Annotated in this window: 17 protein-coding genes; 13 read left to right on the top strand and 4 right to left on the bottom strand. The window is 61.6% G+C overall.

Annotated elements, in window-relative coordinates:
* The first annotated feature begins 110 nt into the window (after positions 1–110).
* From J0909_RS08890 to J0909_RS08920, 7 genes are all read left to right on the top strand, one after another.
* Positions 111–1,151, top strand: coding sequence for a 3'-5' exoribonuclease YhaM family protein (locus J0909_RS08890; RefSeq protein ID WP_207262171.1), 1,041 nt, complete (start codon positions 111–113; stop codon positions 1,149–1,151).
* On the top strand, positions 1,127–1,768 hold the full coding sequence (tmk, locus tag J0909_RS08895) for a dTMP kinase (RefSeq protein WP_207262172.1): 642 nt from the start codon (positions 1,127–1,129) through the stop codon (positions 1,766–1,768). The genes J0909_RS08890 and tmk overlap by 25 nt, the downstream gene beginning before the upstream one ends.
* A gap of 110 nt (positions 1,769–1,878) precedes the next feature.
* Positions 1,879–2,694 carry an amino acid ABC transporter permease gene (locus tag J0909_RS08900; RefSeq protein ID WP_207262173.1) on the top strand — a complete coding sequence of 272 codons (816 nt, stop codon included), beginning with the start codon at positions 1,879–1,881 and terminating at the stop codon, positions 2,692–2,694.
* 153 nt (positions 2,695–2,847) lie between these two features.
* On the top strand, positions 2,848–3,702 hold the full coding sequence (locus tag J0909_RS08905) for a transporter substrate-binding domain-containing protein (RefSeq protein WP_207262174.1): 855 nt from the start codon (positions 2,848–2,850) through the stop codon (positions 3,700–3,702).
* 19 nt (positions 3,703–3,721) lie between these two features.
* A complete protein-coding gene (locus J0909_RS08910) occupies positions 3,722–4,603 on the top strand; it encodes an amino acid ABC transporter permease (RefSeq protein ID WP_502757440.1) in 882 nt (293 codons plus the stop codon).
* Positions 4,604–4,701: 98 nt separating this feature from the next.
* Complete coding sequence (locus tag J0909_RS08915; protein ID WP_207262176.1) at positions 4,702–4,953, top strand: glutaredoxin family protein; 252 nt, start codon at positions 4,702–4,704, stop codon at positions 4,951–4,953.
* Positions 4,954–4,956: 3 nt separating this feature from the next.
* Complete coding sequence (locus J0909_RS08920; RefSeq protein ID WP_207262177.1) at positions 4,957–5,289, top strand: ferredoxin-thioredoxin reductase catalytic domain-containing protein; 333 nt, start codon at positions 4,957–4,959, stop codon at positions 5,287–5,289.
* A gap of 50 nt (positions 5,290–5,339) precedes the next feature.
* Here the strand turns inward: J0909_RS08920 and J0909_RS08925 are convergent, their stop codons facing one another.
* The 3 genes from J0909_RS08925 to trmFO all read right to left on the bottom strand — a co-directional run bounded on the left by J0909_RS08925 (position 5,340) and on the right by trmFO (position 9,418).
* Positions 5,340–6,416: a M48 family metallopeptidase gene (locus J0909_RS08925; RefSeq protein WP_207262178.1), complete on the bottom strand. Its 1,077-nt coding sequence runs from the start codon at positions 6,414–6,416 to the stop codon at positions 5,340–5,342.
* A 98-nt stretch (positions 6,417–6,514) separates the two neighbouring features.
* A complete protein-coding gene (locus tag J0909_RS08930; RefSeq protein WP_207262179.1) occupies positions 6,515–7,819 on the bottom strand; it encodes an O-acetylhomoserine aminocarboxypropyltransferase/cysteine synthase family protein in 1,305 nt (434 codons plus the stop codon).
* A 270-nt stretch (positions 7,820–8,089) separates the two neighbouring features.
* Positions 8,090–9,418 (bottom strand): methylenetetrahydrofolate--tRNA-(uracil(54)-C(5))-methyltransferase (FADH(2)-oxidizing) TrmFO, encoded by a 1,329-nt coding sequence (trmFO, locus tag J0909_RS08935; RefSeq protein WP_207262181.1) that lies wholly within the window; start codon positions 9,416–9,418, stop codon positions 8,090–8,092.
* A 76-nt stretch (positions 9,419–9,494) separates the two neighbouring features.
* Here trmFO and J0909_RS08940 point away from each other — a divergent pair, with 76 nt between their 5' ends.
* The 5 genes from J0909_RS08940 (at position 9,495) to J0909_RS08960 (ending at position 13,664) form a co-directional block, all read left to right on the top strand.
* Positions 9,495–10,463, top strand: a complete 969-nt coding sequence (locus tag J0909_RS08940; protein ID WP_207262183.1) for an ABC transporter ATP-binding protein — start codon at positions 9,495–9,497, stop codon at positions 10,461–10,463.
* 3 nt (positions 10,464–10,466) lie between these two features.
* The gene (locus J0909_RS08945; protein ID WP_207262185.1) at positions 10,467–11,426 is read left to right on the top strand and encodes an ABC transporter ATP-binding protein; all 960 of its coding nucleotides are present in this window, start codon (positions 10,467–10,469) and stop codon (positions 11,424–11,426) included.
* 94 nt (positions 11,427–11,520) lie between these two features.
* Positions 11,521–12,084 (top strand): HD domain-containing protein, encoded by a 564-nt coding sequence (locus J0909_RS08950; RefSeq protein ID WP_207262187.1) that lies wholly within the window; start codon positions 11,521–11,523, stop codon positions 12,082–12,084.
* A 96-nt stretch (positions 12,085–12,180) separates the two neighbouring features.
* Positions 12,181–12,948 (top strand): cobalt ECF transporter T component CbiQ, encoded by a 768-nt coding sequence (gene cbiQ, locus J0909_RS08955; protein ID WP_207262189.1) that lies wholly within the window; start codon positions 12,181–12,183, stop codon positions 12,946–12,948.
* Positions 12,948–13,664 (top strand): energy-coupling factor ABC transporter ATP-binding protein, encoded by a 717-nt coding sequence (locus J0909_RS08960; RefSeq protein WP_207262191.1) that lies wholly within the window; start codon positions 12,948–12,950, stop codon positions 13,662–13,664. The genes cbiQ and J0909_RS08960 overlap by 1 nt, the downstream gene beginning before the upstream one ends.
* A gap of 4 nt (positions 13,665–13,668) precedes the next feature.
* Here J0909_RS08960 and J0909_RS08965 read toward each other — a convergent pair whose 3' ends face one another.
* The gene (locus J0909_RS08965) at positions 13,669–14,058 is read right to left on the bottom strand and encodes a response regulator (protein WP_502757437.1); all 390 of its coding nucleotides are present in this window, start codon (positions 14,056–14,058) and stop codon (positions 13,669–13,671) included.
* Positions 14,059–14,270: 212 nt separating this feature from the next.
* Here J0909_RS08965 and J0909_RS08970 point away from each other — a divergent pair, with 212 nt between their 5' ends.
* Positions 14,271–15,662 carry an MATE family efflux transporter gene (locus tag J0909_RS08970; RefSeq protein ID WP_207262193.1) on the top strand — a complete coding sequence of 464 codons (1,392 nt, stop codon included), beginning with the start codon at positions 14,271–14,273 and terminating at the stop codon, positions 15,660–15,662.
* Position 15,663 lies beyond the last annotated feature (1 nt).

The raw sequence follows: 15,663 nt of genomic DNA on the forward strand, positions 1-15,663 counted from the left end.
GTGAAATCAGGTTCATAACCCTGAGCGGGCCGCGCAACTTCCGCGCCGGTCCGTTTCCCGTGCGTATATGTATGATACGTGTATGGGCGGGGTACCTCAACATCAATCCAATGGCAAGATCAGTGGGCAAAAAGTCGCAATATATCCAGTCTCTGTCAGCGGGCCAGACCGTGGACGATCTCTTCCTCCTGGCCGGGGCCAATCAGGCCCAGTCCAAAAACGGCCCCTACTGGAACCTCTCGTTCCAGGACGCCACCGGCGTCATCGACGGCAAAATATGGAGCCCGAAAAGCCTGGAATACCCCACCCTCGAACCGGGTTGTCTGGTCCGCGTTCGGGGATTCGTGGAAAGTTACCGCGACAAGAATCAGCTCAAGGTCGATCAGATGGACGTGCTCGACGCTTACGATTCCGGCGTGAACCTGTCCGATTTCCTGCCCGCCTCCGCGACCCCGCCCGAGGAGTTGATGGAGGCCCTGGAGGACATGGTCACCGAGCATATGCGGCACAAGCCGTGGAAGACCCTCTGCCGCAAAGTCCTCGGCAACGAGGAGATCCGCGCCCGGCTGCTGACCGCGCCCGGCGCCAAGACCGTCCACCACGCCTACGTGGGCGGCTTGCTGGAGCACACCCTGGGCGTGGCCCGGGCGTGCATGGCCCTGTGCGACGTTTACCCCGACCTGGATCGCCAGACCCTGCTGGCGGGAGCCATCTTCCACGACCTGGGCAAGGCGTGGGAGCTGTCCGGCGGCCTAACCAACGAATACACCGACGAGGGACGGCTGTTCGGCCACATCCAGATCGGCGTGGAGAAGCTGGAGCCGTTCCTGGCCCGTTCCCCGCGCCTCGAAGAAAGTCTGAAGCTGCACCTGAAACATTTGATAACCAGCCATCACGGCGAGCACGAATTCGGCTCTCCGGTGCGGCCCAAGACCCCGGAAGCGTTCGTCCTGCACTTCGCGGACAACATGGACGCCAAGCTGAACATCATTGACCAGGCCTACGCCGACATGGACAAGACCGGCGCGACCTGGTCCCCCTATATGCGCTTCCTGGAACGCAACGTATTCCGGCCCGAGCCCACCCCCGACAACGCCAAAAGGCAGAACGCGAAAGCGGAGAACCAATGTTTATTACCTTTGAAGGCATAGAGGGGACCGGCAAGTCCACACAGATCGCCCGTGTCCGCGAATATTTCGAGGCGCAGGGCCGGGAGGTCGTCCAGACCATGGAACCGGGCGGCAGCCGCATCGGCGTGGAGCTGCGCAAGATGCTTCTGCACGTGGACAACCGCGAGATCACGCCCACCACCGAACTTTTCCTCTACTTGGCCGACCGCGCCCAGCACGTGGGGCAGATCATCCGGCCCGCGCTCGAAGCGGGCAAGGTGGTCCTGTGCGACCGGTTCGCAGATTCGACCATCGTCTACCAGGGCTACGGGCGCGGCCTGGACACGTCCATGCTCAGGGAACTCAACGGCGTGGCCGTGAACGGCCTGTGGCCGGACCTGACCATCGTTCTGGACATCGACCCGGAGATAGGCTTGAAACGGGCCACCCTGCGCAACATCGAAGACGGCAAGGCCAAGGAGGAGGGACGATTCGAGGCCGAGCACCTCTCCTTTCACCAGCGTATCCGCGAAGGCTACCTGACCTGGGCCGCCTTCAACCGCAAACGCATTCGCGTGATCGAGGCAGCCGGCACCCCGGAAGAGGTCTTCGCCCGGGTCAAGGCCGCCATCGAGAATTTGGGAAACGATGCGGCCTGATCCGCAGGCTCTCTTTTTACACGATCGTGCCTGGAAAACTCCGGGTATTGTGCTATGGTGCAACCAGAATGGCGGCTGTTCCTTTTCGCCAACCAAACACCCGAGACCGCATGTCGGCTGAACTTTTGCATAAAAAGTCAATATTTCTGCACCGTTCCACCCTGGTGGACACGACCAAAACCCTGCTCCTCCTGGCCGCGATCATCTGGCTGCTGATTCTGGGCTCACAACGGTTGGGCTACAACTGGCAGTGGTACCGCATCCCGCAATATCTCTGGACCGTCACCGACCGGGGTTTTACCTGGGGGCCTCTCATGGAGGGCCTCGGGGTAACCTTCCGCATCACGGGCATCAGCCTGGTGTTCATGATGGGCATCGGCCTGACCACCGCGTTGATGCGCATGTCCACGTCCTGGGCCGCCCAGGGCGTGGCCCGCGGGTACATGGAGTTGATCCGCAACACCCCCCTGCTGATCCAGATATTCTTCATGTATTTCGTCATCGCGCCCATCCTGGACATCTCGGCTTTCCGCTCGGCGGTCATCGCCCTCAGCCTGTTCGAGGGGGCCTACGCCTCGGAGATATTCCGGGCGGGAATCACCTCCATCGACAAGGGCCAATGGGAGGCAGCCAAGAGCCTCGGCATGGGGCCTTACGCCATGTACCGCTATATCATCCTGCCCCAGGCCGTGCGGCGGGTACTCCCGCCCCTGACCAGCCAGGCCGTGTCCCTGGTCAAGGATTCGGCCCTGGTCTCGACCATCGCCATCCTGGACCTGACCCAACGCGGCCGCATGATTGACGCAGAAACATTTTTGACGTTTGAAATATGGTTCACCGTCGCCGCCATTTACCTGGCGGTCACCCTGGCCCTGTCCGGGGTGGTCCGATTGCTGGAACGACGCTTCAACGGCCTTCGGGTCTAACCGCAAAGGAGCTCATCATGACCATTTGGAGAGCTACGAAGATCGGCGGCGTGATCATGATCGCCATCCTCGGCGTGTCCCACGTCACCTTTGCCCAGGAATCCTGCAAGTAACCTTTGACACGGCGCAATGACGCCGACCAAGGAGAAGCTCATGAAAACCCTTCGTCACCTGGCCATCGCAACACTTTTCATTCTGCTCGCAGCCGGCTTCGGGTGCAGCCAACAACCCCCTGAACAAAAAACCGAGAAAAATGGACCGGCCGTTGCCGCCGAAAGCGGCAGCCAGCTTGACGCCATTCTCAAACGCGGCACCATCCGGGTCGGTTTCGACACTTTCAAGCCCTGGGCCATGAAGGACAAGAACGGCGAATACATCGGCTTCGAGATCGAAGTGGCCCGCCGACTGGCCAAGGACATGGGCGTCAAGGTCGAATTCGTGCCCACCAAGTGGTCCGGCATCATTCCGGCCCTGCTGACCGGCAAGTTCGACATCATCGTCGGCGGCATGTCCGTCACGCCCCAGCGCAACCTGAAGGTCAACTTCTCCCTGCCCTACGAATATTCGGGCATGTCCATCGTGGCCAGCAAGAAACTCGCCGCGGGCCGAAGCAGCATCAATGACTTCAACAATCCGGCCACGACTATCGCCGTGCGCCTGGGCACCACCGCTGCCGAGGCGGCCAAAAACTTCCTGCCCAAGGCCAAGATCCTGTTCTTTGACGAAGAATCCCAAACCATCCAGGAACTGCTCAACGAGCGCGTGCACGCCGTGGTCGCCTCCAACCCGCTGCCCCTGAGCCTGTCCAAGGAGTATGCGGACCAGCTCTTCCTGCCGCTCAAGGACGACTTCACCAGGGAGCCCATCGCCTTTGCCGTGAAAAAAGGCGACCTCGACTTCCTCAACTGGCTGAACAACTGGGTCCGCGTGACCATGAGCAAGGGCTGGCTGCAAAACCGCTACGAATACTGGTTCTTCACCAACGACTGGGAAAACCAGATCCAGTAGCCGGGCCCGTTCATTGCCTATCCGAAAAACCGAAAAACATCTGAAGATCACCCTGCTGGACGCCGCCATCCTGGCGGCTCTGGCGGGGTTCTTCGGGTACGTCCTGTTCAAGGCGGCCACCGGCCTCAACTACCACTGGAAGTGGGAGATCATCCCACAGTTCCTGGTGCGCTTCGACGAACGCACCGGATCGTGGGCGCCGGGGCTGCTGACCCAGGGGCTGTTCACCACTATCCGCCTGTCCGTGTGGTCCGGCCTCCTGGCCATGGTCCTCGGCGTGTTCATGGGATTGTTCAGGGTCAGCCCGAGCCTGTTCAAACGACAGGTGGGCGCGGTCTATGTGGGGCTCATCCGCAACACCCCGCCGCTGGTGCTCATCTTCGTATTCTACTTTTTCGTCGGCGACCAGATCATGACCCTCCTCGGCGTGGACCGGCTCATCTACGCCCTGTCCGACGGCGCGCGCGAGGTCCTGGGCTGGTTCTTCGGGCCCATGAACCGATTCCCCCGGTTCCTGTCCGCGCTGATCACCCTGGCCCTGTTCGAGGCGGCCTACATCGCGGAAATAGTCCGCGCCGGCATCGAATCGGTGGAGCCCGGCCAGTGGGAGGCCGCTGCCGGGACGGGCCTGACCCGGGTCCAGTCCCTGCTCTACGTCATCCTTCCCCAGGCCCTCCAGCGGATGTTGCCAGCCTTGGCCGGACAGTTTATATCCATAATCAAGGACTCGGCCATCGTTTCGGTCATCTCCATCGAAGAGTTGACCTTTCAGGCCCAACAGCTCATGACCACCACATACCGGAGTTTCGAAATCTGGACCCTGGTGCTGGCCATGTATTTCGTACTTACGTTTCTGTGTTCCCTGCTGGTCCGCAAATGGGAACTCAGGCTGAACAGATAATGCGGACATGTTCAACTGGTTGAAAAATTTTTGAAAACACAAGACGGAATGCCCGTACCCACGCACCCGCCAAACCGTTCGACATGGAGGCGTTTCACATGAACGACATCAAAGTCTATGCCCTCTCCACCTGCATCCACTGCAGAAATGCCAAAAAATATCTCGATGAATGCGGCGTGAAATACGAATGCGTCCACGTGGATGAACTGACCGGCGACGAACGCAAACAAGCCGTCAAGGCGGTCAAGGAAGTCAACCCGGCCGTCTCCTTCCCGACCATTGTCATCAAGGACAAGGTCATCGTTGGTTTCCACAAGGATCAGATCGACAAAGCCCTCAAGGAGGACTAGCTCATGGACGCCAAGCAACTCTATGCCTCGCTGAAAAAGATCCAGGAGCCCAAAGGCTACCATTTCAATACAGACATGGACATGACCATGCCCTTGCTGGAAAGCCTGCTGACCAACAAGGAGCGCTTCGGCTACATGGCCTGTCCGTGCAGGCTGGCCAACGGCGAATACGAAGAGGACAAGGACATCATCTGTCCCTGCGTGTACCGCGAAGAGGACGTCAGGGAATACGGCGCCTGCTACTGCGCCCTCTACGTCAGCAAGGAATACAACGACGGCTCCATCGAGAAAAAAGTGGTTCCCGAACGCCGCCCGCCGGAAAAGATTCTCTTCTAGGCCCGCAGCCCGGAGGAAAAGAAAGGCCCGCTTGAAGCGGGCCTTTGTCATTATTTCGAGGCGGTTTTCAACTCCTCCATATTGGGAAGCAGCGCCTTGCCTTCTCGTTCCTTTTCCTTTACTTCCCGGCAGCATTTCTCCAGAAAGACATACCGGTAGGCCGACGTCGGATGTGTGGAGGCATGGCCGATCGCGTAGGGGTTGTCGGCCCCCATACGACGCCAGAAATTCGGAGCTCCCGTGGAATCGTATCCGGCCCGTTCCATGAAATACACGCCCATGTAGTCCGCTTCCTGCTCAAACTCCTGGCTGTACATCATCCCGGCGGCATTGGCGAAACTATTGGTGTACACCCCCGTGACTCCGGCAAGCAGGCCGTCCAGCACCGCACCGAAGATGCGGTTGCCCGTTTGCTTGGAGATATGCCCCATCACGTTGTGGCCCATTTCGTGCCCCAACACCAGAGCCAGTTCATCGTCGCTCTGGATATAATTCATCATGCCTCTGGTCACGACCACGGAATCCCCGTCGGCATAGGCATTGACCACGGTGTCGTCGGACATGCTGACGGCGTAGTCGCACCGCTTGGCGGGGGTGGCGGAAAGCGCCGTTGGGACGCCGTTCCGTTCGACCCAAAAGGCCAGGGGAGCGCCCGTCTCCAGTCCTTCCTGAAGCTGATCATTGAATTTTTCGTAGGCCTTGTCCCCCGTCGCCACCTTTTGCCCGTTGAGCATCAGGATGACGTCTCCGGCCTGGAATCCGGCCTCGGCGGCCGGAGTACGGGCGAAGACCCGAGTCACTTTGATATGTTCATCCAGGCCCAGGGTATCCTTGTAGGCCTGCCGCCACTCCTTGGGCACGTTGTCTATGGAATTGGTGTCCATGCCCAGATAGTAGGTCACCCGGTCTCCACACAAGGCGGCCCCGTGCTCAAGCACCGGTAGGGAAACCGCGCTGAGCCGCCAGAATTTCTGCATGCGGGCCTCGACGTGCATTCGCTTTTGAATGGCCGCCTCTTGGGCGGCCAGCGCGGGATCGACGTCAGGCCGCGCCGTTACCGGAGCACAACCGACGAACAGGAAGGGGAAAAGAGACAGGAACAGGACAACAAGAGGAAAGCGGCGCATGATTGTGTACCTTGGTGCGGTGTTGATGACGCACCAAGGTACATAATCACCCAATCTGTATCAAGCGGCAAAACCGCTCTTCACAGGGTTCGCCCCCGCTAGCGTTGCGACAGCGTCAGGGCCCGGTCCAGATCGTCGATGATGTCGTCCGCGTCCTCCAGGCCCACGGAAATCCGCACCAGATCCAGGGGCACGCCCGCGGCGGCCTGCTCCTCGGGAGTGGACTGGCCGTGGGTGGTGGACGCAGGATGGATGACCAGGGTCTTGGCGTCGAGGATATTGGCCAGGTGGGAGCAGATTTCCACGGATTCGATGAACTTGCGGCCTGCCTCCAGCCCGCCCTTGACCCCGAACCCAAAGACCGCGCCGGGGCCCAGCGGGAAGGTGTTCTTGGCCCGATCAAAGTCGGGATGGCTTGGCAGGCCCGCGTAATTGACCCACTCCACCGCATAATGCCCTTCCAGAAACTCGGCCACCTTGCGGGCGTTCTCGCAGTGCCTGCGGGCGCGCAGGGGCAGGGTCTCCAACCCTTGAAGGATCAGAAAGCTATTCTGCGGCGCGATGGTCGCGCCCGTGTCGCGCATGAGCCCTATACGCACCTTGGTGGTGAACACGGGGCACGGCTCGCCCGACGGCCCGCCCAGAGCCTCCCACAAATTCATGTCGTGGTAGGTCGAGTCCGGCGAGGTCAACTCGGGATACCGGCCCCCGGCCGCCCAATCGAAATCGCCTTTCTCCACAATGGCTCCGCCCATGGCCGTGCCATGACCGCCCACGATCTTGGTCAGGGAATAGACCGCGATGTCGCAGCCGAAATCGAAAGGGTTGAAAATGGGCGGCGGAGCCACTGTGGCGTCCAAAATGAACAGCAGCCCGTGGCCATGCGCGACTTTGGCGATGCCGAGCAGATCGTCCACATTGCAGCGCGGATTGCCGATGGCCTCGGAATAGACCAGCCGGGTATTCTCGTCGATGGCCGCTTCGAAGTTGGCGGGATCGCTGGAATCCACGAAACGCGCTTCGATGCCGAACCGCTTCAGTGTATGCTCGAACAGGGTTTGGGTCCCGCCGTACAGGTTGGAGCCGGTGACGATATTCTGCCCGGCGGACACAATGGTCGTGACCGCATAGAAGATGGCGGCCATGCCGCTGGCCGTGGCGATGGCACCGGCGCCGCCGTGCAGGGCGGCCAGCCGCTTCTCCAGCACGTCCGTGGTCGGGTTGTTCAATCGGGTGTAGATATAGCCCGGCTCCCGCAGGGAAAACAGATCGGCCGCATGGTTGGTGTCGCGGAACAGGTACGCGGTGGTCTGATATATGGGCACGGCGCGAGCGCCGGTAGCATCCGGGGTGTGGCCCGCGTGCAGGGCCAGGGTCTGGGGTCCGTAGTGTTTTTCGTTCATGATTTTTTCTCCTTGGTCCGGGCGAAAAACGCGCCCGCTCGACAATCAAAATGCGCCTTCACCCCCGGATTGGCAAGGGTGTGACGCATTGCGATTCCTTATCGCCGCCATCATCAACAGGGAGATGGAACGGGTCTTACTCAGAATTGGGACAGGAACGATTTTCCGAGGCGGCCCGAAGGAATGCGGACCGACGTTTCGAATTTCGCTAACACAGGGGTCAGCGAAAGATCCCCGCCCCGGGACAAACAGAGCAGACCGGGGCGGGGATCACCCGTCCAGGCCCGTCCGTTCCAACCAGGCAGCAAACGCTGCTTGGGCCCGCTTGCCGTAGGCTTCCTTGCGCAATTTCTTCTTAATCCGCCCCTCAAGGCCCGGCATAAGCCCGAAATTGACGTTGGACGGCTGAAATTGCTTGTCCGGCTTGGTCCGCAGGTGATTCATGAGCGCGCCCAGCGCCGTCTCCACCGGCAGATCGGTCAACTCGCCGCCATGCAGCCGCCGTCCCATCGACAACCCGAGCCACAGCCCGCAAGCCGCGGATTCCAGATAGCCTTCCACCCCGGTGATCTGTCCGGCCAGATACACGCCGGGCCGGTTCTTCAATTGCAGGGTTTCATCCAGGACCTCGGGGGCGTTGACATAGGTATTGCGGTGAATGGACCCCAGGCGCAGGAATTCGGCGTTTTCCAATCCCGGGATCATGCGAAAAATACGTTTTTGCTCCGGATACTTGAGTTTGGTCTGAAAGCCCACCAGGTTGAAGGCGGTCTTGTCCGCGTTTTCGGTGCGCAACTGGACAATGGCGAAGGGGCGCTCGCCGGTACGCGGGTCCGTGAAGCCCACGGGCTTGAGCGGGCCGAAGGCCAGCGTCATCTCCCCGCGCTCGGCCATGGCCTCCACAGGCAGGCAGGCCTCGAAATGGACCTCCTTCTCGAACTCGCGCGGCTTGACCTTCTCCCCTTCGAGCAGCGCGGCCACGAACGCCTTGTATTCGGCCTCGTCCATGGGGCAGTTGAGATAGTCGTCATCCTCGGGCTTCCAGCGCGACCCCCAGAACGCCTTGTCGAAATCCACGGAGTCGCGGGATACGATGGGCGCGATGGCGTCGTAGAAATAGAGCCGTTCGTCGCCAACGGCGGCCATCAGGCTCTCGGTCAGTTCGGGGCTGGCCAGGGGACCGGCGGCCACGACCACCGCGTCGCAATCCCGAAGGGCCTCGTCGTCCAGGGAAACGACTTCCCGGCGAACCACGGTGATCCGCTCGTGGCCCTCGATTTTTCCGGTAATGTATTGGGAGAACAGGGCACGGTCCACCGCCAGGGCTCCGCCCGCCGGGACGCGCGTGGCGAAGGCCGCCTCCATGACCAGGCTGCCGAGGCGCTCCATTTCCTCCTTGAGCAGCCCGATGGCCGCGGCCGGGCCCATGGCCCGGAAGGAATTGGAACAGACCAGTTCGGCCAGGCCGTCCTCGGTGTGCGCCTCGCTGCGCTTCTCCGGCTTCATTTCGAAAAGCGTCACCGAGATTCCGACCCCGGCCAACTGCCAGGCGCAGTCGCACCCGGCCAGGCCGCCGCCAATGATCGCCACATGTGTCATTTGCCCTCCCCACCGTCGTTTACGTCCGCCGCAATATGCCGTATAGATGGCCAACGGCGAACCCTTGGAATTTCTTATGACAAAACCATTACTGGACATACGCGGGCTGACCACCTGCTTTTCCTCCGCCCAGGGCATTGCCAAGGCGGTGGATAACGTCAGCCTTTCCTTTATGCAAGGAGAAACCCTGGCCATCGTCGGCGAGTCCGGCTGCGGCAAGACCGTGCTCGCCCTGTCCATCCTCGGGCTCATACCCGATCCGCCGGGCCGCATCACGGACGGGACCATCCTGTACCGGGGCACGGATCTCCTGGATCTGTCCGAGCACGAACTCATGCACATCCGGGGCAACGCCATCTCCATGATCTTCCAGGAACCCATGACCGCGCTCAACCCGGTCTTCCGCATCAACGACCAGATCGCCGAGCCGCTGCGCCTACACCAGAAATTCGGCAAGCACGAAGCCCTGGAAAAAGCCGTGGACGCCCTGAAGCTGGTGGGCATCCCCAATCCGGCCAAGATCGCCACGTCCTATCCCCACGAACTGTCCGGCGGCATGCGCCAGCGGGTCATGATCGCCATGGCCCTGGCCTGCAACCCGGATCTGCTCATCGCGGACGAACCGACCACGGCGCTGGATGTAACCATCCAGGCCCAGATCCTGGACCTCATGGACGAACTCAGGGAACGCATGAACGGCTCGCTCATGCTCATCACCCACGACCTCGGCGTGGTCGCCCGCATGGCCCGCCGCGTGGCGGTCATGTACTCGGGCAAGATCGTCGAGCTGGCCGGGGTGAACGAAATCTACGCCGAACCGCTGCACCCCTACACCCAAGGGCTGCTCGACTCCATGCCTTCCCTGGGCGAAACCCGGGAGCTCCGTCCCATCCCCGGCATCGTGCCGTCCATATTCGAGCTGCCCCAGGGATGCCGGTTCCACCCGCGCTGTCCCAAAGCGTACCCGAAGTGCTCACTCATGCTCCCACCGCTGTTCGAACCGCAACCGGACCACACGGTCCGCTGCTGGCTCTACGAGGACTAGGCCATGGCCCTGCTCGAACTGATCGATGTGACCAAGCATTACCGGGTCTCCGGCGGGCTGATGGGGCTGACGACCGGCACTGTGCGCGCCGTGGACGGAGTGACCCTGAGCGTGGAGCGGGGTCACACGCTGGGGCTGGTGGGCGAATCCGGATGCGGCAAGTCCACCCTGGCCAAATGCATCATGGGGCTGACGCCGGTTACCTCCGGCGAGGTTCTCTTCGGCAACCGCTCCATCAACGCCTGGGACGAGAAAAAGCTGCGCTCCAAGATACAGATGATCTTCCAGGATCCTTATTCCTCCCTGAATCCGCGCCAGAAAATCGGCTCCATCATCCGCGAAGGGCTGGATATCCATGGCATCGGCACCCGAGAGGAACGCCGCGAAAAGGTTGCCCAACTCCTCAAGCTGGTCGGCCTGCGGCCCGACCATGGCAACCGCTATCCCCACGAATTTTCCGGCGGCCAGCGCCAGCGCGTGGCCGTTGCCCGATGTCTGGCCCTGGACCCCAAGCTCGTGGTTTGCGACGAGCCGGTATCCGCCCTGGACGTCTCGGTCCGGGCCCAGGTCCTCGACTTGCTCAAAGACCTCCAGAAGCGCTTGAACCTAACCTACGTGTTCATTTCCCACGACCTGTCCGTGGTCAGCCACATCTGCGACCGGGTGGCGGTCATGTACCTCGGCCGAATCATGGAAATCGGCGAAAGCAAGGACCTGTTCGCCGCCCCCAAGCACCCGTACACCAAGGCCCTGCTGTCCGCCGTGCTCCGGCCCGACCCCACGGACAGGCCCCAACGCATTACCTTGACCGGCGACCTGCCGAGCCCCATGAACCCGCCTGCGGGCTGTCCGTTCCACCCCCGCTGTCCCGAGGCCTTCGACAAATGCCGAAACGGCCGCCCGGAACTCATGGAACAGCCCGACGGCACGCGCGTCGCCTGCTGGCTCTACGGCGGACAATAACTGTACCGGGCCACGCGCCGCCCATCTGTATCTGGACCGGACAAACCGGTTGGGGCATATTGCCTCCCTAAATTCACACCCCCAAGGAGCGAACATGATAACCCGGGAAGAAGCCTTTACCCTGCTCAAGGAACACAACAGCGAAGCCAGCCTGATCAACCATGCCCTGGAGTCCGAGGCCGTCCTGCGCGGCCTGGCCCGCAAGCTGGGCACGGACGAGGAGCTGTGGGGCATCACCGGCCTGCTCCACGACCTTGACTACGCCGTGACCAAGGAAACCTACGCCCGCCACGGCCTGGATACCGTGGAACTGCTCGCGGGCAAACTGCCCGAGGAAGCGTTGAACGCCATCCGCCGCCACGCCGCCGAAATGAACGGGGCCGAAGGCCCGGAAACGGACTTCGACTACGCCCTGCGTTGCGGCGAAACCGTCACCGGCATGGTTCACGCGGGCGCATTGGTGCGGCCTACCAAGATCGACGGCATGCAGCCCAAAAGCCTCAAGAAGAAAATGAAGGACAAGGCGTTTGCCGCCAGCGTCAACCGCGACTGTATCCGCGAATGCGACAAGATCGGCCTGGAGCTGGGCGAATTCCTCCAAATCGCCATCGACTCCATCACGGCCATCGCCCCGGAGGTCGGACTGGCTGCCAAGTAGTGCCGGTTGCGCGGCCACCGATTTTACAGTACTCTTGTGAATTGGCCTGAGAGCCGGATTGAACTCCCCATAAATGCCTTACGAACAGGAGCTTGCGTGGCCGCGCTGACCGAGCCTTTCGCCTCGGGCGATTCCTTTCTGCACCACATGGACCCGCGCATCCGCCTGTTGGCTTCGCTGGTCCTGACCGTGCCAGTGGCCGTACTGCCCGCGCTCAGGCCCGCCTGGCTGGCCCTGGTCGGCGGGCTCGTCCTGATGAAGATGGCCCGGCTCAACCCCCTGCTGGTGCTCCGGCGCCTCGTGGTGGTCAACTTTTTCATCGCCTTTTTATGGATTTTCCTGCCCTTCACCGTGCCCGGCGAACCGATCTTCGATCTCGGCCCGTTGCACGCCACGATCCAAGGCCTGGACCGCGCCCTGCTCATCACGATCAAGTCTAACGCCATCGTGATCAGCCTCATGGCCCTGCTCGGGACCATCTCGGTACAAAACCTGGGCCCGGCCCTGCAACAGCTCGGCATTCCCGACAAGCTCTGCCACATCCTGCTCTTCACCCACCGCTACATCTTTTCCATCCACCAGGAGTACACCACCATGCGCCAGGCCATGCGGGCGCGCGGGTTCAAGCCGCGCACGGACACGCATACCTATCGGACCTTCGCCTGGCTGGTGGGCATGCTCCTGGTTAAAAGCTGGGATCGTGCGGAACGGGTTCACGGGGCCATGCTCTGCCGGGGATTTCGCGGGCGCTTTTATAGTCTGACGGCCTTCGAAACCCGGCCCGCCGACTATCTGTTTCTCACGGCCTGCATCGCGCTCAGCGCCGGACTGATTTACATGGGCTTCATCCAAGGGGGGCTGTAGTGAGCCACGCCGTCATCGAACTGAAGGACGTCAGCTATGCTTTTCCCGGCCGCGAGGAGACACTCAAGGGACTGACCTTCCACCTGCACGCGGGCGAGCAACTCGGCCTGTTCGGGCCCAACGGCGCGGGCAAGTCCACTATGCTGCACGTGCTCATGGGACTGCTTACCCCGGACAAAGGCGAGGTCAGGCTGTTCGACATCCCCATGACCGACGGCAAAGAATTCGAGGCCGCCCGGCTGCGGATCGGATTCCTGTTCCAGCACTCGGACGACCAGCTCTTCTGCCCGACGGTCCTCGACGACGTGGCCTTCGGGCCGCTGAACCAGGGGCTGAGCCGCGAAGAGGCCGCCGAACGCGCCCGCGAGGCGCTGCAAACCGTGGGACTGTCCGGATTCGAGGACCGTGTGCCGCACCGCTTGTCCGGCGGCGAAAAGAAGTTGGTCGCTTTGGCCACCATCCTGTCCATGCGCCCCGAGGTCCTGGTCCTGGACGAGCCGACCACCGGTCTCTCACCCGAGGCCAAGGACCGGCTCGTGGACATCCTCAAAGGGCTCGACATGGCCCGGTTGGTGGTCTCCCACGACCCGGACTTCCTGGCCGCGACCACCGGGCGCCTGCTGGCCATGCGCGACGGCCGCATCAAGGCGGGCGAACTCAAACCGCACAGCCACGTCCATGTGCACGAGGAAGGGGATATGCCGCACCAACACTGACCAATCAGCAGACCGCGCCGCAGACCTTCTCGATCTTTTCCCCCAACTGCCTGGAGCTGAAGGGCTTGACCACATAGTTGGAAACCCCGAGCTTGATAGCATTCAGAACGTTCTCGCGGAATGCCTCCGCCGTGATCATGATGAACGGCAGGCACTTGTACTCGGGATGGTTGCGAACCAGGCCGAGCAGTTCCTCCCCGGTCATGCCGGGCATCTTGTGGTCCGAAAGGATCAGATCAATGCGGTCCCGCTGGATGATTTCCCAGGCGGAAGCACCGTCATCGGCCGTGATCACGTTCCGGAAACCCAATTCCTTCAAGTCGTTCTTTATGATTCGCCGCATGGTACTGGAATCGTCCACCACCAAAATCCGCATATACATATTCCCTTTCATGCTTACCGCCGCTTCGAGTCCGGCTCCGCGAACGCGCAACCGCTCCCCCTTTAAACTTGAGCCCGGACATTACATGGGAACGCCCCGGGCAACAACCGGCTTAGAGACCTTCCGGGAAAAAATAAGGCTCCGCCCCTTGGCTTTCAAAAATATGAACCTATTATGAGACAGCGGCCGACCATCCCGGCCAGCCTGAAACGAAACACCACACCATGCCGAACAACGACCTGACCGCGCAGATGTCGCATTCTCCCACCCGGACCATCTGGAAACTGGCCTGGCCCCAGTTGATCATGACCATGTTCCACGTGCTCATCGGCATGACGGACGTTTGGGTCGCGGGGTATATATCCCGCGAAGTCCAGGCCTCGCTGGGCATCATCACCCAGTCCCTGTTCTTCCTGCTGGTGGTGGCCATGGCCGTGGCCAACGGCGCGGTGGCGGCCATCAGCCAATCCATCGGGGCCGGGCTTGAAAAACGGGCCATGCGCTACGTGGGCTTGTGCCTCATCCTGGCCGCCCTGCTCGGGGCCGTATTCCTAATCCTGGGGCTGCCGTTCAAGGATCTGCTCCTCTCCGCCCTGCAGATCCCGGAGTCCATGCGCCCGGTGACCCGGTATTTTCTGACGGTCTTCCTGCTCCTGCTGCCGCCCTACTACATGCTGCTCATCACCAACGCCATCTTCCGGGCGCGCAAGCAGGTCTTCTACCCGCTCTACTGCATGATCATCGTCACGGCGCTCAATACCGTGCTGGACCTGGGCCTGGGCCTGGGCTGGTTCGGACTGCCGGAAGTCGGTTATTCGGGGCTGGCTTGGGCCACTTTCAGTTCGGTCACCTGCGGCGCGATCTTCAATCTGGCCATCCTGGGCAAACAGGGCCAGTTGTGCCCGGCCTGCTTCGCCCCCTGGCGCTGGATGAAGCGGGCCACGCCTTACCTGTTCAAGGTAGCCTGGCCCTCGGGACTGATGCAGGTCGTCTGGCAATCCGGCTACCTGGTGCTCTACGCCATCACCGCAAGTCTGCCCGGCGGCGCGGTCAACGCCCTGGCCGGCATGTCCATCGGGCTGCGTATCGAATCCCTGCTGTTCATGCCCGCCATGGCCTTCAACATGACCGCGAGCATCCTCATCGGCCACTATCTCGGCGCGCGCGAACCCCTGGAGGCCAAACGGTTCGGCTTCCGCATCCTGGCCCTCGGGCTGGTGTCCATCTCACTTTTCGCCCTGGTGGTCTGGCAATTCATCAACCCATGGGTGAACCTGCTCACCAGGGACGCGGCCGTGGCCGCCCAGGCGGTCAGCTACCTTAAGTGGAACATGCTGGCCATCCCCTTCACCCTGACCAGCTTGATTGTGGCCGGGGCCTTCAACGGGGCGGGGGCCACCCTGTACAACATGCTCATCATGGGCGGGGCCGTCTGGGGCCTTCGTCTGCCCCTGGCCTACGTCCTGGGGCACGAGGTCATGAACGGGGCCGAGGGCATCTGGATCGCCATGTTCTGTTCACAGATCATCCAGTCGTCCACCCTGCTCTATTTCTTCAACTTCAAGAACTGGCAACGTTTCGCCATGATCCGGCATCGAAACGGCCAAAAAGGATAAG

It is taken from the genome of Desulfovibrio sp. Huiquan2017 (assembly GCF_017351175.1).
Classification (GTDB): Bacteria; Desulfobacterota; Desulfovibrionia; order Desulfovibrionales; family Desulfovibrionaceae; genus Pseudodesulfovibrio.